The organism is Desulfitobacterium sp. PCE1 (assembly GCF_000384015.1).
GTDB classification, from domain to species: domain Bacteria; phylum Bacillota; class Desulfitobacteriia; order Desulfitobacteriales; family Desulfitobacteriaceae; genus Desulfitobacterium; species Desulfitobacterium dehalogenans.
The window spans coordinates 3,243,838-3,266,466 of the sequence record NZ_KB913023.1 but is presented as its reverse complement, the minus strand read 5'-3'; the positions used below and the strand labels follow the sequence as shown (position 1 = coordinate 3,266,466).

General features: G+C 47.2%; 27 protein-coding genes and 1 riboswitch. Of the genes, 26 read left to right on the top strand and 1 reads right to left on the bottom strand.

Features of this window, described 5'->3' with window-relative positions; translation table 11 throughout:
• Window positions 1-76: 76 nt before the first annotated feature.
• From DESPCE1_RS0116380 to DESPCE1_RS0116265, 22 genes are all read left to right on the top strand, one after another.
• Window positions 77-274, top strand: a complete 198-nt coding sequence (locus DESPCE1_RS0116380) for a hypothetical protein (RefSeq protein ID WP_014795113.1) — start codon at window positions 77-79, stop codon at window positions 272-274.
• Window positions 275-317: 43 nt separating this feature from the next.
• Entirely contained in the window at window positions 318-1,169 is an 852-nt protein-coding gene (gene dapF, locus DESPCE1_RS0116375) for a diaminopimelate epimerase (RefSeq protein WP_019851069.1), read from the top strand.
• 238 nt (window positions 1,170-1,407) lie between these two features.
• Window positions 1,408-2,289 (top strand): YicC/YloC family endoribonuclease, encoded by an 882-nt coding sequence (locus DESPCE1_RS0116370; protein WP_014795111.1) that lies wholly within the window; start codon window positions 1,408-1,410, stop codon window positions 2,287-2,289.
• 15 nt (window positions 2,290-2,304) lie between these two features.
• Window positions 2,305-2,580, top strand: coding sequence for an extracellular matrix/biofilm regulator RemA (remA, locus tag DESPCE1_RS0116365; protein ID WP_005811866.1), 276 nt, complete (start codon window positions 2,305-2,307; stop codon window positions 2,578-2,580).
• 11 nt (window positions 2,581-2,591) lie between these two features.
• Complete coding sequence (gene gmk, locus DESPCE1_RS0116360) at window positions 2,592-3,194, top strand: guanylate kinase (RefSeq protein ID WP_014795110.1); 603 nt, start codon at window positions 2,592-2,594, stop codon at window positions 3,192-3,194.
• A gap of 2 nt (window positions 3,195-3,196) precedes the next feature.
• Window positions 3,197-3,403 carry a DNA-directed RNA polymerase subunit omega gene (gene rpoZ, locus DESPCE1_RS0116355; protein WP_014795109.1) on the top strand — a complete coding sequence of 69 codons (207 nt, stop codon included), beginning with the start codon at window positions 3,197-3,199 and terminating at the stop codon, window positions 3,401-3,403.
• Window positions 3,403-4,605, top strand: coding sequence for a bifunctional phosphopantothenoylcysteine decarboxylase/phosphopantothenate--cysteine ligase CoaBC (gene coaBC / locus DESPCE1_RS0116350; RefSeq protein ID WP_014795108.1), 1,203 nt, complete (start codon window positions 3,403-3,405; stop codon window positions 4,603-4,605). Before rpoZ ends, coaBC begins: the two co-directional genes overlap by 1 nt.
• Window positions 4,606-4,610: 5 nt before the next feature.
• The gene (gene metK / locus DESPCE1_RS0116345) at window positions 4,611-5,801 is read left to right on the top strand and encodes a methionine adenosyltransferase (RefSeq protein ID WP_014795107.1); all 1,191 of its coding nucleotides are present in this window, start codon (window positions 4,611-4,613) and stop codon (window positions 5,799-5,801) included.
• A 308-nt stretch (window positions 5,802-6,109) separates the two neighbouring features.
• Window positions 6,110-6,292, top strand: a riboswitch (cobalamin riboswitch).
• 109 nt (window positions 6,293-6,401) lie between these two features.
• On the top strand, window positions 6,402-7,175 hold the full coding sequence (locus DESPCE1_RS0116330) for an AIR synthase related protein (RefSeq protein ID WP_014795105.1): 774 nt from the start codon (window positions 6,402-6,404) through the stop codon (window positions 7,173-7,175).
• A gap of 63 nt (window positions 7,176-7,238) precedes the next feature.
• Window positions 7,239-7,751: an ECF transporter S component gene (locus DESPCE1_RS0116325; RefSeq protein WP_014795104.1), complete on the top strand. Its 513-nt coding sequence runs from the start codon at window positions 7,239-7,241 to the stop codon at window positions 7,749-7,751.
• A 12-nt stretch (window positions 7,752-7,763) separates the two neighbouring features.
• Complete coding sequence (locus DESPCE1_RS0116320) at window positions 7,764-9,542, top strand: ABC transporter ATP-binding protein (protein WP_014795103.1); 1,779 nt, start codon at window positions 7,764-7,766, stop codon at window positions 9,540-9,542.
• On the top strand, window positions 9,536-10,348 hold the full coding sequence (locus DESPCE1_RS0116315) for an energy-coupling factor transporter transmembrane protein EcfT (protein WP_014795102.1): 813 nt from the start codon (window positions 9,536-9,538) through the stop codon (window positions 10,346-10,348). The genes DESPCE1_RS0116320 and DESPCE1_RS0116315 overlap by 7 nt, the downstream gene beginning before the upstream one ends.
• A 250-nt stretch (window positions 10,349-10,598) precedes the next feature.
• Window positions 10,599-11,108: a hypothetical protein gene (locus tag DESPCE1_RS0116310; protein WP_014795100.1), complete on the top strand. Its 510-nt coding sequence runs from the start codon at window positions 10,599-10,601 to the stop codon at window positions 11,106-11,108.
• A 202-nt stretch (window positions 11,109-11,310) separates the two neighbouring features.
• Window positions 11,311-11,949 (top strand): B12-binding domain-containing protein, encoded by a 639-nt coding sequence (locus DESPCE1_RS0116305; protein WP_014795099.1) that lies wholly within the window; start codon window positions 11,311-11,313, stop codon window positions 11,947-11,949.
• A 1-nt stretch (window position 11,950) separates the two neighbouring features.
• Window positions 11,951-13,096, top strand: coding sequence for a uroporphyrinogen decarboxylase family protein (locus tag DESPCE1_RS0116300; RefSeq protein WP_014795098.1), 1,146 nt, complete (start codon window positions 11,951-11,953; stop codon window positions 13,094-13,096).
• A gap of 14 nt (window positions 13,097-13,110) precedes the next feature.
• Window positions 13,111-13,254 (top strand): hypothetical protein, encoded by a 144-nt coding sequence (locus tag DESPCE1_RS23405; protein ID WP_014795097.1) that lies wholly within the window; start codon window positions 13,111-13,113, stop codon window positions 13,252-13,254.
• Window positions 13,255-13,322: 68 nt separating this feature from the next.
• Window positions 13,323-14,129: a methyltetrahydrofolate cobalamin methyltransferase gene (locus tag DESPCE1_RS0116290; protein WP_014795096.1), complete on the top strand. Its 807-nt coding sequence runs from the start codon at window positions 13,323-13,325 to the stop codon at window positions 14,127-14,129.
• Between the two features lie 13 nt (window positions 14,130-14,142).
• Window positions 14,143-14,844, top strand: coding sequence for a DUF1638 domain-containing protein (locus DESPCE1_RS0116285; RefSeq protein WP_014795095.1), 702 nt, complete (start codon window positions 14,143-14,145; stop codon window positions 14,842-14,844).
• 111 nt (window positions 14,845-14,955) lie between these two features.
• Entirely contained in the window at window positions 14,956-15,636 is a 681-nt protein-coding gene (locus DESPCE1_RS0116280) for a B12-binding domain-containing protein (protein ID WP_014795094.1), read from the top strand.
• A complete protein-coding gene (locus tag DESPCE1_RS0116275) occupies window positions 15,629-16,327 on the top strand; it encodes a GntR family transcriptional regulator (protein WP_014795093.1) in 699 nt (232 codons plus the stop codon). Before DESPCE1_RS0116280 ends, DESPCE1_RS0116275 begins: the two co-directional genes overlap by 8 nt.
• A gap of 107 nt (window positions 16,328-16,434) precedes the next feature.
• Complete coding sequence (locus tag DESPCE1_RS0116270; protein WP_014795092.1) at window positions 16,435-18,285, top strand: ASKHA domain-containing protein; 1,851 nt, start codon at window positions 16,435-16,437, stop codon at window positions 18,283-18,285.
• A 15-nt stretch (window positions 18,286-18,300) separates the two neighbouring features.
• Complete coding sequence (locus tag DESPCE1_RS0116265; RefSeq protein WP_019851066.1) at window positions 18,301-19,011, top strand: vitamin B12 dependent-methionine synthase activation domain-containing protein; 711 nt, start codon at window positions 18,301-18,303, stop codon at window positions 19,009-19,011.
• A 112-nt stretch (window positions 19,012-19,123) separates the two neighbouring features.
• Here DESPCE1_RS0116265 and DESPCE1_RS0116260 read toward each other — a convergent pair whose 3' ends face one another.
• Complete coding sequence (locus DESPCE1_RS0116260) at window positions 19,124-19,489, bottom strand: hypothetical protein (RefSeq protein ID WP_014795090.1); 366 nt, start codon at window positions 19,487-19,489, stop codon at window positions 19,124-19,126.
• A gap of 219 nt (window positions 19,490-19,708) precedes the next feature.
• On the opposite strand from DESPCE1_RS0116260, the gene DESPCE1_RS0116255 reads away from it, so the two are divergent.
• From DESPCE1_RS0116255 to DESPCE1_RS0116240, 4 genes are all read left to right on the top strand, one after another.
• On the top strand, window positions 19,709-20,296 hold the full coding sequence (locus DESPCE1_RS0116255) for a rhodanese-like domain-containing protein (RefSeq protein ID WP_242835403.1): 588 nt from the start codon (window positions 19,709-19,711) through the stop codon (window positions 20,294-20,296).
• A gap of 212 nt (window positions 20,297-20,508) precedes the next feature.
• Complete coding sequence (locus tag DESPCE1_RS0116250; RefSeq protein WP_033422472.1) at window positions 20,509-21,228, top strand: TVP38/TMEM64 family protein; 720 nt, start codon at window positions 20,509-20,511, stop codon at window positions 21,226-21,228.
• Window positions 21,218-21,883, top strand: coding sequence for a TVP38/TMEM64 family protein (locus DESPCE1_RS0116245; RefSeq protein ID WP_028305603.1), 666 nt, complete (start codon window positions 21,218-21,220; stop codon window positions 21,881-21,883). The genes DESPCE1_RS0116250 and DESPCE1_RS0116245 overlap by 11 nt, the downstream gene beginning before the upstream one ends.
• Complete coding sequence (locus DESPCE1_RS0116240; RefSeq protein WP_019851062.1) at window positions 21,880-22,629, top strand: (Fe-S)-binding protein; 750 nt, start codon at window positions 21,880-21,882, stop codon at window positions 22,627-22,629. Before DESPCE1_RS0116245 ends, DESPCE1_RS0116240 begins: the two co-directional genes overlap by 4 nt.

The following is a 22,629-nucleotide window of genomic DNA, read 5'->3' as shown; positions in this document are numbered from 1 at the left end:
GAGTGCAGAATACCTAAAAGAAACCACGAATATTAACTATTTTCAGTGGACTATTCAAGGCAAGAGGAGGACCATCATGTTTGAAGTATTGGTAGGAACTGTTTGGGCAGATCATATTGATGCACTATCCTATATCGTAGTGGGGTTATTGGCGATTTTCACGGTGTCCTTAATCATAAAAAAGGTCTTCAAATTAGCCCTCATCTTTACTTTAATTACGATTATGGCTTATTATATGGTACCGGATCTATTTGCTTCCTTTGTCCTTCCCTAAGCAAGAGGACCAAGGATAAGGGATAAGGAGTTGATGTTTAGCTATGGAAATCGTAAAAATGCATGGCCTGGGCAATGATTTTGTGTTTATAGATCACTTTGTGAGCGCCCCTGCAGAAACCCTTGATTATCCGGAGCTGTCCCGTAAGCTTTGTCACCGTCAGTTCGGGGTAGGCGGGGATGGGCTCATTGTCGTCCTCCCTTCGGAAAAGGCTGACGCCAGGATGCGTATCTTTAATTCGGATGGCTCAGAGCCGGAGATGTGCGGCAATGGCATTCGGTGTTTTGCCCGTTATATCTATGATCAAGGTCATGTGACCAAGAACCCCCTCCAGGTGGAGACCTTAGCCGGGATTCTAACGCTGCATCTTACCGTCGAAGGAGATAAAGTCACTGGGGTTCGGGTGGATATGGGCGAGCCGATCCTAAAGCCGGAACAGGTTCCGGTACTCATCCTGGGTGAGTCTGTGGTGGGGGCCAAGCTCAGTATGGATGGGCAGGAATTCGAGTTTACAGCGGTGTCCATGGGAAACCCCCATTGCGTCATTTTTGTCGAAGATTACGAAACCCTTGATTTTGAGCGTATGGGTCCAGCTATTGAAAAACATCCTCTCTTTCCCCGCAAGACCAATGTAGAATTTATCATAGTTAACAGCCCCAAGGAATTAACCATGAAGGTATGGGAGCGGGGATCGGGCCCGACCCTGGCCTGTGGAACGGGAGCCTGTGCTTCTGCCGTAGCCGCCGTCCTCAATGGCAAAACCGAGCGGAGTGTGACGGTTCATTTGCCAGGAGGAGACCTGCAGATCGAATGGGGAGAAGATAACCGGGTGTATATGACCGGACCGGCGGCCTATGTATTTAAAGGGGTCCTGCTTGAGGATGCCCTTAATTAAGAACAAAGACGTTTGTCATTGAATGATAGCAAAAGATGGACTGCTTCCTTGAGATGAGGCGGTCCATCTTTAAGTTGCGGATGATTTTGTCCCCAGTGTTGATTCCGGCTTCTTTTGCTGCACATTATATAAGGAAAGCTACATTACAATTCACTATCAAAAAAGTACCTTAAATTGTTTTTCTGAACTTTAATAGCTATAATAAATTTAAAATGTGAAAAAGAAAGTTGGTCTGGAAATGGCAAACAGCATGACAGGCTTTGGACGCGGGGAAGCTTCCGGTTACGGTTACCAATTTACTATTGAGTTAAAAGCGGTCAATCATCGCTTTTTCGAGACGTCGGTACGAATGCCCCGCCATCTGAATAGTTTGGAAGATAGAATACGGAAAATCCTCCAAAGCAAAATTAACCGCGGACGAATTGATGTCTTTGTTAATGTGAAGGAAACAGAAGAAAAAAAGAGATTGGTGAAGGTTGACAAAGATTTAGCCCTGTCGTATGATAAGACACTGAAGGAACTCGCTTTAGCTCTAAGTACAACCTATGAGACGGATATTTATCGTTTAGCCGCCTTGCCCGAGGTTTTTTCCGTAGAGGATACGGATATTGACCTTGAACTCATTTGGGAACCTTTAGGCCGTGCTGTTACAGAAGCCTTGGATGGATTCGTAGCCATGAGGAAGGTAGAAGGGGAAGGGCTGGCGGAAGATCTTTTGAGTCGTTTACATACCATCATGCTGGCTAAAGATGACATAGCAGGATATTCCGACACCATTGTCATAGATTATCAAACCCGCTTACAGGAAAGGATTGAGGTCCTTCTAGGGGATAAAGTCATCCTTGATGAAGCTCGCCTGGCTAATGAAGTGGCTTTTTTTGCAGATAGAGTATCCATTACCGAAGAGTTGGTTCGTCTGCAGAGCCATATTGACCAATGCCGGGAAGCTCTGAAAAGTTCTGAACCCGTCGGGCGTAAACTGGATTTTCTGGTTCAAGAAATGAATCGGGAAATCAATACCATTGGCTCGAAGGCTAATAATTTAAACATTACTCAGCATGTTGTTCAGATGAAAAGTGAATTAGAGAAGATCAGGGAACAAGTTCAAAATCTAGAATAATTGGAGGGTTAAGTTTTGGACATTAAATTGATTAACATTGGGTTTGGCAATATCGTATCCGCCAATCGCATTATCTCCATTGTCAGCCCAGAGTCGGCTCCTATCAAACGGATTATTCAGGAAGCACGGGATGCGGGAATGCTGATCGATGCCACTTATGGCCGCAGAACCCGGGCCGTGATTATCTGTGACAGCCATCACGTGATTCTATCAGCAGTTCAACCGGAAACCGTAGCCCATCGCCTCTCCGCGAAAGAAGCCAGCAACACTGCCGAAGACCCAGCTGATTAAGGGGGAGCATCGTGGAACAGAATCATGGATTATTGATTGTTCTATCCGGTCCTTCCGGGGCAGGAAAAGGAACCCTTTGCCAGGAGCTGTTAAGACAGATACCTCAGGTGAAGTATTCCGTGTCGGCTACGACACGCCAGCCTCGTCCTGGTGAAGTGGATGGATTGCATTATTATTTTCGAAGCCGGGAAGAATTTCAAACCATGATCGAACAGGATCAACTTTTGGAATGGGCTGAGTTTTGCGGTAATTATTATGGAACCCCGCAATTCGCCGTGGAACAAGCCATTCAAGCTGGGAATGATGTCATTCTGGAGATTGAAATTCAAGGGGCCTTACAAGTTAAGAAACGCTTTCCACAAGGGGTGTTTATTTTCGTCGTGCCGCCGTCCATGGATGAACTTTCTCAGCGTATCCATAAACGCGGTACCGAATCCGAGGAAGTTATCCAAAAACGGCTGCAGACTGCTGCTCGGGAACTGGAATATGTGAGCGAGTATGATTATGTGGTCGTGAATGATGAAATTCCTCTGGCAGTAGATAAACTGAAGAGCATTCTTCTTGCTGAGAAATGTCGTGTCAAAAGAAAACCTTATGTATTTCAGGGGGTGTAACCATGAAACAGCCTTCTCTCGATATTTTGTTGAGCAAAGTGGATAGTAAATATACCTTGGTGCTGGCAGCAGCAAAAAGAGCCCGTACCCTAATGGAAGATCCGGAGTTTGAAGTGAATTACCGTGGAGCTAAGCCGGTAAGTCTTGCTTTTGATGAGATTGCCAAAGGCAAATATCATTTCGAATTGACCCGTGAGGGAATAAAATAATGTTGCGGGGCAAGAAAATCCTTGTGGGGATTACGGGTGGTATTGCATCTTATAAAGCAGCGGATGTGGTGAGCCGTCTCCGTAAGCAGGGCGCAACAGTGTATGTGGCGATGACTAAGGGGGCGACTGAATTTATTGCCCCCTTAACCCTGAGGACCCTTTCCGGTCATCCGGTCTATGTGGAGATGTTCGAAGAGCCCAAGGTGTGGAACGTTGAGCATATCGCTTTGGCGGAAGCCGTCGATGCCGTATTGGTTGCCCCGGCCACGGCTAATCTATTGGCTAAAATGACTGTGGGACTCGCCGATGATTTTCTCTCTACTGTCCTGCTGGCAACTAAGGCCCCTATCTTTGTGGCTCCAGCTATGAATCATAATATGTATCATCATCCCACTACCCAAGAAAACCTGAAGCGGTTGCAGGAACGTTCCGTGCGGATTCTTGGACCGGCAACAGGCTTTCAGGCCTGCGGTACGGATGGAGATGGCCGTATGAGTGAGCCCCAAGATCTTGTGGAGGCTTTGCAGAGCTTTTTTGCCACATCAGGATTATTGGCGGGCAAAAAAGCCCTGGTCACAGCCGGTGGAACCCAGGAACCCCTTGACCCGGTTCGCTATCTGGGCAATCGTTCTTCAGGCAGGATGGGTTTTGCTGTGGCTGAAGCCTTAAGGGAGGCCGGTGCGGAAACCATCCTCGTATCCGCTCCTAACGAATTGCCGACCCCACCGGGAGTGAGGCGAATCGCCGTGATGACAGCTGAAGAAATGCATGCAGCCGTCATGGACGAATTTGCTCATATGGATATTGTCGTCAAAGCGGCGGCCGTTGCCGATTATCGACCCCTAGCCAATGCCGAACAAAAAATTAAAAAAGACGGGTCAAGTCTTACTCTGGAGCTTGTACCCACTCCCGACATTTTGGCGGAATGCGGCAAGAAGAAAGAACGCCAATTTCTTGTGGGCTTTGCCGCTGAGACGGAAAAGCTTTACGAGCACGCTCAAGCCAAAATGCAGCGCAAAAATGTGGACATGCTGGTAGCAAATGACGTAACCAAACCTGGAGCTGGATTTGGCAGCCCTACGAATATCGTGAGCTTGCTTTTCCCGAATGGAAAAAAAATCGATCTGCCCCAAATGAATAAATTAGACGTAGCTCGGCGGCTGGTTCAGGAGATTGCTGAGCGCCTTAGTGAAAAGGAGTGACTTCATTGGTAAGAAAATTATTTACCTCCGAATCGGTCACGGAAGGACATCCTGATAAGATCTGCGACCAGATTTCCGATGCCATCTTGGATGCCATCTTTGCTAAAGACCCCAATGCCCGGGTCGCTTGTGAGACTTCGGTTACCACCGGCCTGGTTTTGGTCAGTGGCGAAATCACGACCAATTGCTATGTGGATATCCCTAGTACGGTAAGACAAGCCATCCGTGAAATCGGTTATACCCGGGCCAAATATGGCTTTGATGCGGATACCTGTGCCGTTCTCACTTCTATCGGGGAGCAGTCCGCCGACATCGCTTTAGGAGTGGACAAGGCTCTGGAAGCGAAAAACGGAGAAATGAGTGAAGAAGAAATCGAAGCCATTGGTGCCGGAGACCAAGGGATGATGTTTGGCTACGCTACCAATGAAACGGAAAGCTATATGCCTCTTCCTATTGACCTGGCTCACCGCCTGGCCCGCCGCTTGAGCGAAGTACGCAAGTCGGATATCCTGGATTATCTGCGTCCTGACGGCAAGACTCAGGTGACGGTAGAGTATGAGGACAATCGTCCCGTCCGTATCGATACCATCGTGATCTCCACCCAGCATCACCCGGAAGCCACCCAGGAGCGGATTCGCCGGGATCTGCTGGAGCATGTGGTATTTCCCGTGGTTCCGGCAGAGTTGCTGGACGAAAACACACGCTATTTTATTAACCCCACAGGCCGTTTTGTCATCGGTGGTCCCCAAGGGGATGCCGGCTTGACCGGTCGCAAGATCATCGTTGATACTTATGGCGGTATGGCTCGCCATGGGGGCGGAGCTTTCTCAGGCAAGGACCCCACAAAAGTTGACCGCTCTGCGGCTTACGCAGCCCGGTATGTAGCGAAAAACGTGGTGGCGGCCGGTCTGGCTGATCGCTGCGAAATCCAGTTGGCTTATGCCATCGGGGTAGCTCATCCCGTATCTGTTCAGGTGGAAACCTTCGGGACAGCTAAGATTGATGAAGAAAAAATCGGGGAATTGGTCAAAGCTAATTTTGACCTCCGTCCCGCTGGGATCATTAAGACCTTGGATCTGCGCCGTCCTATCTATCATCAAACGGCTGCCTATGGCCATTTTGGCCGTACCGATCTGGACCTGCCTTGGGAAAAGACCGATAAGGTAGATGCGCTGCGGGAGCAAGCCGGCTTATAGAGTATAAAGTTCAGAAGCAGATGGATAAGGCCGGAGGATTGTTTCAATTGGAACAATCCTTCGGCCTTGATTAGTTTAGAAGATAGAATAAACTCTTTATTTTTGGAATCTTAATCTTCTGAATAAAAAGATTCCTATGAAAATCAATATAAATAGTAAAGCCAGAATTGAAATTTTCGCTTTCACCAAAATCCCTCCTTCTTAATAGATTATCATGCTGTAAACTTAATGCATCCAGCTTTTTGGAATAGAAAAGATTTTGACTTGACATTATAACATTTTCGGCTAAACTGAATTCAGTAGGTTTTAACAATTTAAGGATTTCAGGTGCCCTTCGCCAAGAAGGGAGAATAGGGAACCGGGTGCAATTCCCGGACGGACCCGCCACTGTAAAGAGGAGTCTCAGCGTTGGATGCCACTGGGTAACTGGGAAGGCAGCAATGAGACAATGACTCGAAGTCAGGAGACCTGCCTGGAGCCGGGAACACATGAAGTTTGGTAAAGTTCATGGTCATTTTGCTTTGTCTGAAAGGAAAAGCGAGGTGGCTATGGACTTTTTATTTTTGCAGAAAAACTATTTGGAGAGGAGAGTTGAATGGATTGGGGTATCAGGGAAGAGATGTTGAGGTGGTTTCTTTGAATGATACGCAATACCTTGTCGCAGCTTGCGACTCATGCGGTGCTATTGGTGAGAAAGAGCTGGATGTGGTCAAAGTTCCCTGGAGGATTACCGGCAGGTTGACGGCCCGGGTAGCCTTAATGGAAGTACTCGCAGTTGGAGCGGTTCCCCAGATGATGAGCATTGCCATTGCCAATGACCCCATACCCGCAGGGGAAGAAATAATGAAGGGGGTGAGAGAAGAGCTAAGGGCTTTGAACCTGATGTCCCTGCCTACGGCTATCAGCACAGAAAAGAATATGCCTACAAAACAAACGGGCTTAGGAATCACGGCCATCGGGCTTTGCGATCAAGATAAACTTCGCATTGGTAGATCCAAGCCGGGCAATAGCCTGTTTTGCCTGGGACTTCCTAAAGTGGGAACTGAGGCGGCTAACCCGGAAGATCCGGACATTCTGCAGGGGGTACATGTCGTTAAATTGCTTAGTGTCCCTGGAGTGTACGACATTATTCCAGTAGGCTCCCAGGGGATAAGGGGTGAAGCCGAAGCCCTTGCCAGGTCTATTGGTGCCCGGTTTATTAAAAATTCCCGATGTGAACTTGATATCCATAAATCAGCAGGACCTTCAACCTGTCTCATTTATACGGCATCAGAGGATATTGAATTAGGGGATTTTGGCAAGATACCCAACCATAAAATTGGCAGATTGGAAGAGGATGGAGGTGGAGGTCTCCAAACAGGAAATGAAGACTAAAATCCAAGAGAAATGTTAGCGGAAAGATTCAAATTAATGAAAGAAATGAAGGAGAGAATAACAATGATTGAGCCGGCAAAGAAAACAACGGTCCAAAAATCAGCTCAAAATATCAGACGAATTGCGATCATGGCGGTCTTTATCGCCTTGAGTGCGGTAGGAGCCTTGATTAAAATTCCCAGCCCACTGGGGACAGTGGCCTTAGATTCTGCTCCGGGTTTTTTCAGCGCTTTAGCCTTTGGCGGTCTCGAAGGCAGTATCGTTATTGCCATAGGCCATCTGCTGACCTCAGCGGTGGTCGGTTTTCCGCTGGGAATTCCTATGCATTTGGTCATCGCCATAGAAATGGCTGTCTTTGCGTTGATTTATCGCCTTGTCAATAAGAAAATCGGTTTGATTCCCGCTGTTATCATAACCTCCCTCCTCAATGGTGTGGTGGCTGCCTTTTCGGTCTTCCCCATAGGCGGTATGGGTGCTGTTTTAGGGTTAATGCCTTTTCTTTTATTGGGATCGGTATTGAATGTTGCGGTATCTGCTTTAGCCTATAAGGCACTTAAAGGAAGCCGACTGATCTAAAGGGGTGTTAGGGTGAAGCCAGTAATTGAATTAAGGGATGTCTCTTATCGCTATCCACGGTCAGAAGTCGAGAGTTTAAAACAAGTCAGCCTGGCAGTGAAAAAAGGAAAATTCATTGCTTTGATGGGTCCCACGGGAGCGGGGAAAACAACCTTAAGCTTGTGTCTGAATGGATTGATTCCCCAATTTCTGCAAGGTGAGATGCGGGGAGAGGTAATCGTTGGGGGTAAAGAGACTGATAAGATTCGGGTGCAGGAATTGGCCAAGCAGGTAGGGCTTGTACTGCAGGATGCAGAAAGTCAGATCGTCGGGCGAACCGTCGGGGAAGACGTGGCCTTTGGCCCCCGCAATTTCGGTATCTCTATGCAGGAGATTCAGCAAAGGGTTGCCCAAGCCCTGGCCCAAGTTCGGCTGAACGGCTATGATGAGCGCTCTACGGCGGAGTTATCGGGTGGAGAAAAACAAAGGCTGGTGATCGCCGGGGTGCTGGCCCTGGAGCCGGAAATACTGGTAATGGATGAACCGGCCTCCGAGCTGGATCCGGAAGGACGGTTCGAGATCTATCGGACCTTGGATGATCTCTGTCGTGAGGGTGAGCGGACGATTCTTGTCATTGAACATTCCAGTGAAGAAATCCTGCAAAGAGCCGATGAAGTCATTGTACTTAATCGCGGGAAAATTGCATGGCAAGGGGCACCGGAAGAGCTTTTTCGCAATATACCCCTTTTGCGGGAATTCGGGATAAAACCTCTTCCCGTCAGCTTATTAGGCTGGAACTTTTTGGAGAGAGGATGGATTGAATTCGAAGATGTTCCTTTAGATGTGGCCGGGGCGGAATCCTTGATCCGCAATTTGGTAAGGAAGAAAAATGCCCAGGGCAGAATAGCCTCCTTGGTTAAGCCCATAGAGAGAAAAGAAGTTCATCAAGAGGGAAGGGTGGAGGAGGGTCCCCGGAGTTCACCGTTGATTCAGGTTAAACAGCTTGTTCACCAATTTACATCAGGACAACTGGGTGTGCGGGGAATTGATCTCACTATTCAAAAGGGAGAATTTGTAGCACTGGTTGGTTCCAACGGAGCCGGAAAAACCACTTTAGCAAAACATATCAATGGCTTGCTTAAACCCACAGAGGGAGAAGTTCTCGTCAAGGGCCTGAATACGAAAGACTATGACACGGCTCAGTTAGCCCAAACCATTGGCTATGTGTTTCAGAACCCGGATCACCAGATCTTTTCCGTCTCAGTGGAGAAAGAGATAGAGTTTGGGCTGAAGAACGCCGGTTTTACCGGGACGGAGATGGAAAAGCGGATCGCTCAGGCTTTGGAATTAACCGGCCTGGAAAAGTACCGTCAGGTTCATCCTTATACCCTAGGTAAAGGGGAACGGCAGTTCATCGCTGTGGCTTCCGTTTTAGCCCTTACCCCGGAAATTCTCGTGATTGATGAACCGACGACAGGTCTTGATTGGGTGGGGGTGGAGAAAATCATGAAATTACTTCAGCAACTCCACAGAAAGGGGACAACCATTCTTATGATCAGTCATGATATGGACAGTGTTGCAGACTATGCAGAACGGGTTGTCCTTTTGCAGGAGGGTCAGGTTATAATTGATGCCCCTCCTTGGGAGGCCTTTGCAGATGAGTCTATCCTCCGGCAGGCGGCAGTTCTTCCTCCCCAATTATGTGTCTTAAATCAAAGACTGAAAGATTTAGGCTATCAGGCGAAATCGGCTGAAGAATTCAGACGGATAGTGTTTCATAGTATTGAGGAGGGGGAGAGGAAACCTTGTTGATAGACTATTTGCCAGGGGACTCTCTGCTTCACCGTCTCCATATTCGTACCAAAGTATTTGGTTTTCTAGTGGTTATTATCTGGTGCTTTCTCTTTCAAAATCCTCTCTACAACTTGTGCTTTTTGCTTGGTATCCTCGTATTTGCGCTTCAAAGCAAAATCTCCTATAAGAAAGTTTGGCAGATGATTCGGCCTTTAATGCCCATCTGTCTCTTTCTGCTTCTTTTTACAGGAATAACATATCCTCCGGAAAGATTTCAAAGAGAAATAAGTCAAGTCATTCTTTTCTCCATAGCCAATGAGGGGCAGGTTGCATTGTCCGTGGGAGGGTTTTTAACGGGAGTTAATTACATCTGCCGCCTGCTTATTATGGTGCTGGGGTCTTCAATTCTGACCTTAACGACGCCGCTGGATGAATTTATGCAGTTTTTGAATCAGCTTAGAGTTCCGGCGGAAATAACCTTTATGATCACGACGGCCTTGCGGTTTATTCCCACTCTGGATAAAAAAAGATTGTTTATTATCGAAGCTCAAAGGGCCCGGGGCGCAAGGATCAATGATAAAAGCAGTATGGGACGGATAAAAACTTATCTTTTGATTATGGTCCCCTTATTTGTAAATTCCATTTTGATTGCCGAGGATCTGGCAAAAGGTATGCTAAACCGTGGTTATGGATATAGATCCTTTATGACCCCAATACGTGAATGCCCTTTGACAGCAAAGGATTACTGGGTTCTATGGGCTCTTCTGTTATTCTTAGGTGGCGGACTGTATATGCGGATCGGCTTAAACTCAGGGGTACTATGAATAAGAACGAAGTATCTAAATAATGGGCAACTCGGCTATCTTATATAAGACAGAAAACTTGATTTGTGATATAGTTAAATTAACTATTATAAACGAGCGACTTTTAGTAGCAACTATTTGCAGATAACTGGTTGGACCTCCCTTAAAGCAGCTTTAAGGCTCTTTAAAACGACGTTTAAAGATATTGCACTCCGACCACAATCGTAAATCCATGGAATGTAATTTAGGAAATATGAGGAGGAGAAAGCAAATGCGTATTGCGCACGGAAATCTTTGTCGTAATGTTGTTGACCAGAATTTGACTCGGCACTCTGAAGAAACAAAAAGAGAGCGTATTCTCTCAGCTGTAAAACAACAACAATCAGCCGAAGAAGCCATGGCAGAACAGAAAAATCAGCAAGAAGCCTATCTGGAGGCAATGAATCAGCAAATGAAAATTTCTGGGGAGCAGATGAAAGGAGAAAAAGAAAAGCTGAAAATTTTGCTGACCTGCTTGGAGATTTCAAGACGGCTAGCAGGGGGAGACAAAGTCCCGCAGGCAGATCATCAGTATTTAATGAAACATGATTCGGCCCTTTATGCCAGGTCAATTTTGATGCGTTTTCCCAAGCACAATCCTCATGAGTATAAACAGCTTTCTGAGGATAGTGGGTGCCGGGACGAGCTGCAAATCGGCAGTTTAGACGGGAATGCAAGCTACCAAGGGTTAAAGGATGTCCTGGTACAGTGCGGTGGTGCCGTGCTTGATGTAACTGTGTAAGGCACGATTTTCCCTGAATCGTAGTCAAATCCTAAGTAAAAACAAGTGCAAAAATAGTAAAAATTGATTGAATATTTCATATTGACAAATATTTTTGACGTGTTAATATAAAGGCAGAAAACATCTTTTTATTTTGCCCCAAGCTGTATATACAGGTATATGTAGCTTGCGGATGATTAAAAATATTAAGGGAGTGAAAAGGATGCTGGATTTAAATGCATTGACACAAGCCATTGGGGATCTGGATGAAGGACAAGTGGTAAGCTTATTAGAGGAGTTTGTTGAATCCAAGCCCAGTATGGCTGATGCAAACCAAGTCGTTGCGGCCTGTCAAAAAGGGATGAGCATCGTAGGAGATTTTTATGAAAAGAAGGAATACTACGTTGGTGACCTTATTTTCGCCGGTGAGCTTTTAAGCCAGGCATTTGACATTTTGAAACCTGTGATTGGCGGAGACAATACCCAGAAGGTTGGCAGCATCGTCGTGGGTACAGTTCAGGGAGATATGCACGATATTGGCAAAAACATTTTTGCAAGCATGGTCGAGGCAGCAGGCTTTGATGTCTATGATCTTGGCATCGATGTAGAACCTGCCGTTTTTGTGGAAAAGGTAAAAGAGTTGAAAGCAGAAGTATTGGGCATGAGCGGGGTGCTTACCCTGGCCATTGACTCTATGAAAGCAACAGTCGAAGCCTTGGAAGCAGCAGGAATACGGGACCAGGTGAAGGTTATCATCGGCGGCAACCCTGTCACTGAGGAGGCATGCAAACAAATCGGAGCCGATATGTTTACTACCAATGCCGCCGAGGGAGTAAAAATATGTCAGAGGTGGGTGGAATAACATGTCTGATAGAATGGCTGAAAGAACACAATTATTTACCGATCTGATCGATGGAAAAATTCCTAAGCGGGTTCCGATCATGGGATCCTTTGCTCATGAGTTTGCTATTCAATATGCCGGTATGGATTTAAAAGAGGTCCAATGGGATACGACCAATTTAGAAGCTAGCTTTGAGAAAGTGTGTGAAGACTTCTATTCCGACCTCTTGCCTGTTTCAGCTTTCAGAATGCCCTCATTTTACAAAATATTAGGCTCAAGAAACTTTGTCATGGGTTCCAATGGTTTTCTGCAGCATCCGGATGTAGAAGGGCTTAAAGTAGAAGATTATGATGATTTTATTGCTTCCCCCTATAATTGTATCCTGGAAAAAGTATTGCCCAATTTGTATTCTGAGCTGGATACGGATCCTGTCACCCGCTCCCTTGTCATGGCGAAGGCCTTTAAAGCCTATACCGACGAAAATAACAATCTGTTTAGGATTTATGGGAATTTGATCGGTAAATTTAATTACGGTACGGTATCCTTTTTTGCCGGTTTTTGCGAAGCTCCTTTTGATATTCTGACCGACCAGTTAAGAGGTTTTAAAAATATTTCATTGGATGTAAGGCGGATTCCCGATAAGGTTGAGGCTGCTGTCAATGCTGCCACTCCTTTGATGATCAAAATGGGAACTCATGCTGTCCCAAATAAGTACAACGCTACCTTCATTCCCTTACACATGGCTCCCTATCTTAGAGGGAAAGATTTTGACAGATTCTACTGGCCTAGCTTCAAGAAATTGGTGGAAGGTCTGGCCGAAAAAGGTATGAGATCCTATTTGTTTGTTGAGCAGGATTGGATGCGCTACATTGACTATTTGGCCGAGCTTCCCGAAGGAACCGTTATGACCTTTGAGTATGGCGATCCGAAGCTTGTTAAGGAAAAGTTAGGCAAAAAGCATATTATCGGTGGTTTCTATCCCCTTACCCTTCTAAAAACAGGGACAAAGCAGGAATGCATCGATAAAGCGAAAGAACTTATCGACATCTTAGCCCCAGGCGGCGGATATTACTTTGCCTTTGACAAAGTAATCATCACCGCTGACAGCGTAAATATTGATAATACCAGAGCTGTTTTGGATTATGTAGCCAATAATGCCAATTATTAAGGAGGAGGCACTTTATGGACACCAATTACTATAAAACATGGGAAGAATATCTGGCCGGTCATCCGGAAATCGATGAGCAAGAAGCTCAGGTGATGGCACCTAAAATGCAGAGTTACGAGGATATGATGTTCGGCTTTATTATGTTCCTCTGCGCTTAAAGTATTACTATAAAAGACAAAGGGGCTGTCGCGAAACAGCCCCTCTTGTAACAAAAGGAGACTTAGCTATGATAATTATCGGAGAAAAAATTAACGGTACCATTCCCAGTGTAAAAAATGCGATTGCCGAGCGGGATGAAGAATTCATTCGTAACCTGGCCATCAAACAAACAGAAGCAGGGGCACATTTTCTGGATGTATGTGCCAGCACAGCGCCGGAATACGAAGTCGAAACCTTGATCTGGCTGATGAATATCGTTCAGGATACGGTCGATACTCCCTTGTGTATAGATAGCCCCAATGCCGCAGTGATTAAAGAAGTCTTCAAGTACGCCCGGCGTCCCGGATTGATTAACTCCGTCTCAGAGGAAGGGGATAAATGCGAGGTTATTTTCCCTTTAATTGAAGGTACAGAGTGGCAGGTTGTAGCCCTGACCTGTGATAACAAAGGAATTCCTTCCGATATTGAGACACGGGTGGACATTACGAAAAAGATTGTGGAAAAGGCCCAAAAGCATGGCATTACTCCTGACCGGATCCACCTTGATCCACTGGTATTGGCCTTGTCCGCTGACAATAAATCTTTATTGAACTTTACCGAGACTCTAAAATTAGTTAAAGAGTTGTATCCTACGATTAAAGTAACTTCCGGATTAAGCAATATTTCCTTCGGCATGCCCCTGCGGAAAGTGGTCAATCAAGGCTTTTTAACCATCGCTCTTTATGCAGGAATGGATTCTGCCATTCTCGATCCCACCAACCGGGATATGATGGCTACTCTTATGGCAACTGAAGCCCTGCTGGGTCAGGACCGCCTCTGCAGAAACTTCGCCAATGCTTTCAGAAAGAATAAAATTGGCCCAATCAAAGAATAAATGGGGAGGGTGTATGGTTAAGGATATCGAAGGAGGCACGGTGCTGATTGCCTGTAAAATGCTTCAGTACGAAATAATGAAAGCCATAGAAGAGGTCGGCTGCCAATATCCCATCATCTGGATGGATTCCGAATATCATACAGACCCTAATGGTTTAAGAACTAAGCTCCAGGAGGAAATCGACAAGCTTAAAGACAATACCACCACCATTCTCTTAGCCTATGGCTGCTGCGGCAATGGTACCGTAGGATTGAAGGCTACCACCGGGGAGTTGATCATTCCACGGACTGAAGATTGTATTTCAATGCTGATGAGTCAATGCGGCCAATCTTATTTGAGACCCAAAGCCACCTATTTTATGACAAAGGGTTGGTTGGAAGGGACCCACAGCATGGCACAAGAAATAGAGCACGCCGTCAAACGCTATGGGCCGGAACGGGCCAAAAAGATCTTTGAGCAGATGTTCAGGCACTATAAGTATTTAATGCTTATCGATACGAAATCCTATACTATTGAAGAATGTTTGGATGAAGTCAAAGTGTTGGCCGAAAGGCTTAATTTAGAACTGACTTTTGCCCAAGGGGATATATGGTTTTTAAGAAGACTGCTTTCGGGGAATATTGATCAGGATTTTTGCGTCATTCCCAAAGGTGAGACAGTAAGTCAACAGGATTTTGCTTGCTGTGACCAAGATCTCCCTCGACAGCCCTTTTGATCTGAAGGTATTTATGGAAGACGAAGTTGCCTATGAATTGACAAACAATTGAGTGAGAAATAAGATAATTACTGAGAATACTTCTGTGATATACCTGTCAGGGAGGGTGTAATGAAAGATTTTGGCAATACTGAAGAACTCTTGATCGATTATGTGGAACAACTCGAAGAAAAGAAAGTCTTTGAGCTTGCCAACCATGCATTAGAACAAGGGATGAATCCTTTGGACTTGGTCAACTTAATCATTGAAGGTATGGGCCGGGTAGGAAAGCGTTACGAAGATAAGGATTATTATATCGCTGACTTGATCATGGCAGGCATTATTTTTCGGGAAGTTTTGGGACTGAAGCCAATGACATCATACTTCAGCAGCCATCACAAAAAGAAAAGCGGCAAAGTTCTGATTGGTACTGTCAAAGACGATATCCATGATATTGGGAAAGAAATTTTCAGGGCTTTGTTAGAGACTCATGGTTTTGAAGTCTTGGATCTTGGTGTGGATGTATCTGGCGAAACTTTCGTAAAAAAAGCTCAGGAGTTTAAGCCTGATATTATTGGACTGAGCGGAGTCTTAACCAGTACCCTTGGTCAGATGAAACAGGTCGTTGACATTTTAGCCAGTGCAGGGCTTAAAGATAAAGTCAAGATTATTGCCGGAGCAAATTACCTCAACGCCGATGGCTGCAGTTATATAGGTGCTGACGCTTTTGCCACCGATGCATCAAAAGGGATTGAAATATGTTTGGAATGGATGAAAGATTCCAATCAGGTGGGAGAACCGGAAGATGATTAATCCCGTCTATCTTCATATTGTGGAAGAAATCAAACAGAAAATAAATAGCGGATATTTGAAACCGGGGGATGCTGTCGCTTCAGAAAACGCTCTCGGCAAAGAATACGGGGCCAGCAGGATGACAGTCAGAAAAGGGCTGGCGATTTTGGCGAAGGATGGATATATTTATTCCATTCCCGGCAAGGGCAGCTTTGTGCAAAAGCCAGAGTTGAATAAATACACCATTTACTATGACGAGATGAAAAACTCCATCAACACGGTAGACCGATCCCGTCTGCTGGAAGTCAATATTATCATGCCCGATGAAAAGCTGGCAGGGGAACTGCAGATAACCCGCAATAAAAATGTGATTGTGATTCGCAGATTGTTTTTTACCGAGGGTAAACCCGTCGCCTATGATATTAAATATCTGCCCTACTCTAAAGGGATGCCTATTGTGGAAGAGGAGATTGAACAAGCTACTTTTCCGGAAATGGTTTCGGGTAATGTGTCCTCTTTTTCTCTAAAAAAAGAACTGACCATTTATGCCCGGACGCCTGATGAAGAAATTAAGAACTACTTGAATATTCATAATGATTTGGCGCTGTTGGTTATTGAACAACGAATCCATAATGAAGAGAATAAGCCTATTGGCTTTTGCGTGACCTATTTTCGCGGAGATTATATTAAATTAATGGGCAGAAGTGAGTAGACTTGGTAAACCTGATAAGCTGCATCAATCTACGATGCAGTTTTATCTTTACACTATCTGAATGTATAAGTTTTTATCTGTGGGTGCATAGGGAGGAGGCATTGTTCTTGAAAAACCTTAGGATCATATTCCAACCTGGAGCAATCAGCGTACCGGTGACAGCCGGCACCACCATCATGGAAGCCATGAACCAGTCGGGGCTGGGAGAGGATTTCCCTTGCGGAGGAAGGGGAAAATGCGGAAAGTGCCGGGTAAAGGTTATAGAGGGCCTGGAGGATTTCACTGCCATCGATAAAGACCGCCTGACAAGCCAGGAGTTAGACGAAGGCATTCGGCTGGCTTGTATTACAAAAATAAATAGGGATATGATGGTAGAAATTCAAAGTCCCAAACAGTTGCAACACAATATTTTGAGTCATTCTGCGGACAAACAGTTTCATATTCATCCCCATCTATCGAAAGTGTTTTCGGAAATCGCCCAACCCTCTCTCAGTGAGCATAAGTCGGATTGGCAGCGATTAAAGGAAAGCCTGGCAGGGCATGGCTGCAGTGTGCAAGATTTGCAGGCTCCTCTCCCCCTGCTCCGTCAGTTGCCGGAGAGGATCAGGGAGTCGGATAACCGGGTGACGAGCGTAGTTTATGGTTCTCAACTATTGGGGATAGAACCGGGCGATACAGGGTTGACCATGTTGGGGATGGCTTTCGATATCGGGACGACGACGATTGTAGGATATTTGATGGATTTAAATTCAGGCAAAGAGCTTGAAGTCGTATCTACCCTTAATCCTCAGGCTCAATATGGTGGGGATGTCATATCCCGAATAACCTTTGCAGGGAAAGAAGAGAAGGGTCTGGATGCCCTGCATAAGGCGGTAACAGAGGCTATGAACAGGCTTATCGGAGAAGCTGCTGACAAGGTAGGGGCCGGCAGAAATCAAATTTATGGAGTTTCTGTTGCAGCCAATACAACAATACATCACCTTTTCCTGGGTATAAATCCTCGAACCATTGGGATGTCACCCTATGTTTCGGCCATTAACCAGGGACTGGTAGTGGATCCTGCGGACTTGGGACTGGAAATCAATGGCGCCGGTCGGGTTTTCGTCCTACCCAATATTGCAGGATTTGTGGGTGCAGACACTACCGCTGTTTTATTAGCTACAGAGCTGGAAAAAAGTGATCACGTTACCCTCGTGCTAGATATTGGTACGAATGGAGAGATTGTCTTAGGTTCAAAGAACCGGATGGTTGCTTGTTCAGCAGCGGCCGGTCCGGCTTTTGAAGGGGCCCAGATAACAAACGGAATGAGGGGCGCCGATGGAGCTATTGATCATATCTCATTTGGGGACGGTTTGGAATATACCGTCATCGGCAACGGGCGCCCTATAGGAATCTGTGGTTCTGCTCTCCTCGACGGAGTAGCAGGATTTGTAGAATTGGGCATGATCAATAAACGGGGTAAGTTCTTAGAGCCTGAAAAGCTCACAGATCCCAGAGCCCTTAAATTAATGGATAGACTCGTTAAATATGAAGGAGCCTTAGCTTTTCAACTGGTTGAAGCAGGGCAAACCCGACATGGCAGACCGATTATGATTACTCAAAACGATATTCGCGAGCTTCAGCTGGCTAAAGGGGCCATTGCAGCTGGTGTGAGGATTTTGCAGGAGGCCATGGGCATTGAGTGTAATGATATTCAAGAAGTTCTGCTGGCCGGGGCTTTCGGAAATTATCTAAATCCCCATAGTGCGTGTGTCATAGGCTTGATTCCCCGCGAGCTGGAGAACAGGATCAAGACGATCGGCAACGCGGCAGGGAATGGAGCGAAAATCGCCTTGCTTTCTGCACAGGAATTTTCCCGGGCTGAAGATCTTGCCGGGGCGGTTTCCTTTGTTGAACTGGGCAGTTATCCAGGATTTAATACTATTTTTGCGGAGAATACCTACTTTAAGTTGGATTGAGGGGCGGAGGATGATATGGCAGAAACAGGACCCTTTGAGGCTCTGATGCCGGAGGTAACTATAGAAGAACTATTTGCTGCCCAGGGAGCAGACCTGAGCAAACGCTCACCCAAACAGGAAATGGTCGATTTAAATAGGAAACTATTGGAGGAAGCTAAGGGATTAGCAAGGGTAAGAATCATCTGGCAGGAAGTCAAAGTGATCGGTTCGGGGAAGCAGGAACTCTATCTAGAGGACGGACTTACTTTTAAGGGGAGTCTATTACCTAAAGTGCTAGGCTCGGCAGATGGTGTGGTTTTGTTTGCTATGACCATCGGTGAGACTATTGATGAAAGAGTAAAGGACTATACCCATCGAGGTAAAACCTTGGAAGCCTTTATCCTGGATGCAGCCGGATCGGCGATCATGGCCAAAGCGGCCTATCATTCGATCTCCGAAATCGAGAGGCTCTATAAGGAAAAACAGCTTGACACGACGTTTTCCTTAGGGCCGGGACATTCCTACTGGAAAGGACTCGAAGATGTAAGGTCCATTATCGATTACCTGAAAGGGGAGCGGATTGGTATCAGCCTTACAGACTCCAACCTCATGCTTCCCAAAAAATCCATAGCTATGGTTATGGGAGTAGGAAGCAATTTACCGGACTTCAAGGGTAAAATCCATTGCGATTTTTGCCATCTTAAGGGAAATTGTACTATGAGGGAACTAGGTTCCAATAATTGCTGATTGCAGTCGTGTTTATGAGAACCGGTTCGCTGAGAGCTGTTTCTTTTTACTCGTAAAGAGAACCCTGGTCGCTTAATAAGTGGTCAGGGTTCTTCATTCTGGCCAGGTTTAACTAGATGAGGCCGCCTTGTTCGCCAATTTCTTGACGCAGCTGTTCAAACTGCGATTCATCTACAATAGCCGCCAGTAAGATATCTCGGCCGGAAACGGCTGTACCGCCCCCGTCACTCATACCGCTGGCTGAAGTATCTGCTGCGGTCAGAGGACCTACATCGCCGCTTATATCCCCCAGAGTCAAATCGGATAAGCTTCCGATTTGGCCTGTGACCGGATTCATCAGATGATCTGCAGCACCCTCAGGGAATTTATGGATTCTATCGATTTGAACATCTTTAATACCCATGCGTTTAATGTGGTTGGCAATAACTTCAGCCTGTTCTACCGTATTGAAATAAGCCAGAATGTTTCTTTCCGCCATGTTTCAAACTCCTTTCAAAATACCCCGAGTTTTTCAATAAATTTTAGTTTTTCAAAGGTATCATCCGCTGTTCCGGGTATTTCTATTCCCGTTTCTTTTGTTTTTAGCTAAAGATGATGGGGGAGGGAACGCTCCACTTGAACATGGCGGTCTTGGATCTATATAAAAAACCTATAGTGCATTAGTATCTGATAGCAATTTTCAATTTGACGCATCGAAATGTGTGCGATTATAATCGAATGTGTGATAATTGTGAAAATTAAAGAGAATGAAAGAGGAGGAAACTACCCAACTATGAGAAAATTGCTATCCCTAACAATGTGCCTGATCATGGCAATCTCCCTGCTGGCAGGCTGTAGCCAGGCTTCAGCTCCCGTTGGTGGTTCTGCTGCAGGCGGCGGTTCCGTTGCTTCTGACCGTGCAGACGCAGCGATCAATTGGCAGTACAAGACTGCCGACGAGACTAAGGCCATGCTGGATACAAAGGAGAGCATCATCATTCTGGACAGCCGCCCGGATGACATGTATACGAAAGGCCATATTCCCGGTGCCTACCATGTGCCCAGCTATCCCGTGGATACTCAGGAGCTTGAAAAGGTGCTGAAAGACGCGGTGCCCAATCTCCAGGGTGATGACCCCATCGTGATAGTCTGCAAGACCGGCAATAAGGGGGCTAAACGGGCTATTTCCGTGTTACAGGACGAGGGCATTGCGGCCGAGCGTCTATTTATTCTGGAGGGCGGCGGTGAGGGGTGGAAATTCCCTGAGTATACGTCCACCGTCAACGATTCTGTCGTTCCCAAGTAGGTCGCCTCTGTGGTGACCACACTATTCACCGGCTGGTACATCGTCGATCTTCAGTAGATAAAGACTGAATGGGCAGTGAAGATGTGATTTTTGCAGATGTCCGGAGAGAGAATTCGATGCGGCGAAGGGCTGCCAGGGGACTATTGCTCCCCCTGGCAGCCTTTAGCACATTGTGCCCGGCGGAGGTTCTTGCCCACCATAGAAATGGGGTGATGTCAATGAACGAACAAAGACGGCCAAAAAAATATGCGAAGTGGATTGTTTTGGCAGCCATTGTCCTGGCGGTAATTGTCTGCCTTATTGTGCCTTCCCTTAGGACCGGGCTTGGCTCAGTCTTCGCCTTGCTTTCCTCAATGGATGTCAACCGGGTAGTGAAGTACATCCGCTCCTTCGGTCTTTGGGCTGCCGCCATTTCCTTCTGCCTGATGATCCTCCAGTCCGTTGCTGCCCCTATTCCTGCCTTCCTGATTACCTTTGCCAACGCCATCATCTTCGGCTGGTGGCAGGGGGCCATACTCTCCTGGTCCAGCGCCATGGCCGGAGCGGCAATCTGCTTTTGGCTTGCCCGATTTCTGGGGCGGGATGCGGTGGAAAAGCTGGCCTCCAGGACGGCGCTGAGCAGCGTGGATGTATTTTTCGAGCAGTACGGAAAGCATACTATTCTTATCTGCCGCCTGCTCCCCTTCGTCTCCTTCGATTTGGTGAGCTATGCTGCGGGGCTGACAGGCATGAACTTTTGGGGTTTTTTCCTGGCTACGGGCATCGGGCAGCTTCCAGCCACTATTGTGTACTCCTATGTGGGGGGCATGCTCACCGGAGGGGCCAAACTCTTCGTCACCGCCCTTATGATCCTCTTCGCCCTCACGGTCTTAGTCTACCTGTTCAGGAAAATCTATCATGACCGGAAGAAAAAAACCGCGGATGGGAAGTAGGAAACCTTGGGCCTTCCTGGGTTTGGTAGCGTTGGTGTTAATCGGCAACTCTATCTTCGGCTGGTCGGAGTATCTGGCTAACCAGGAGGATCTGCCCGTTATGCGGCGCGCTCTGGAGGATAACTTAGCCTTGGCCCTTTTGATCTACGGGGCCCTCACCGTGGCCGGTTGTGTGCTGCTGGCTCTGCCAGGGGTGACCTTTGCTATTGCGGCAGGGTTGCTCTTTGGTCCTGTGTGGGGCACCTTGGCCTGCTGGTTGGCCGTGACCTTGGGCGCCTGCCTGTCTTTTCTGGTAGGGCGCTACTTCCTTAAGGATGCCCTGAAGCCTAAGCTGGCAAAGAACAGATATCTCAACCACCTGCTCTTTACGGGGGCGGGGAGGAGCGATGTATTTTTGCTGGCGATCACCCGGCTGGTACCGGTCTTTCCCTATAATCTGCAAAATTTTGCCTATGGCATCACCGACATTAGATTTCTGCCCTACGCCCTATACTCGGCGCTTTTCATGCTGCCGGGCACTGCGGCCTATACCGTAGGGGCGGCGGGGATGGCCAGTCCGGAGAGGCGGGGCCCCTATCTAATACTCGCTGGGGCATTGCTGGCCGTTGTGCTGGCCACATCTTTCATATTAAAAAAGAAGGGGCTGAAGGAGTGAATACGGGACTGCTCATGACTCTGTTGGAAAAGAGCCATTATCCCTTCCGCAATTACCCTCAAGAGTCCTGTACCACCCTGCTCTTTTCAGGGTGCAGCTTCCCTTCCCAGTTCCCCAGGACTATGGATGCACTGGCGGTGTTGTGCCGGGAGCATGGGGTGGGCGTGGCCTACGATTGCTGCGGCAAGCCGGTGGCGGAGCTGAAGCGGGAGCGGGACGCGGTGCGGATCACGCAAGGCATGACTAAGCGGCTAGAGCGGCTGGGCGTAGGTGAGGTAGTCTGTCTGTGTCCCAACTGCATGGAATATCTCGGTGAAACTCTGGATTTGCCGGTGATTAGTGTCTACGCTCTGCTTTCCCGCTGGGGTTACGCCTGCCAAGGTCTGCCCCCGTCTGGGGTCGTCTTTCGCCCCTGTCCCGATCGGAAGGAGGGGCGTATTCTGGAGGAGATCAGTGAACTGTTGCCTCTGGAGGGCCTGCGTACCATGGAGAGAGTTCCCTGCTGCGGCCTGCGGGGGGATATCGCCATCCATGGCCCGGCGGCGGGAGACAAGCTGTGTGCCTTAGCGAAGGAGCAAGCGGCGGGGGAGACTATTTATACCTACTGTGCTTCTTGCTCCGGACAGTTCCAGCGCCACGGCTGCGGCCAAGTGCGCCATCTCCTCTCCCCCTTGCTGGGAGTAGAGGAGGAGCCGGATGCCGCCCGCGCCCTTTTAAACCGGGCGCGAAGAAAATTCAGGAAATAA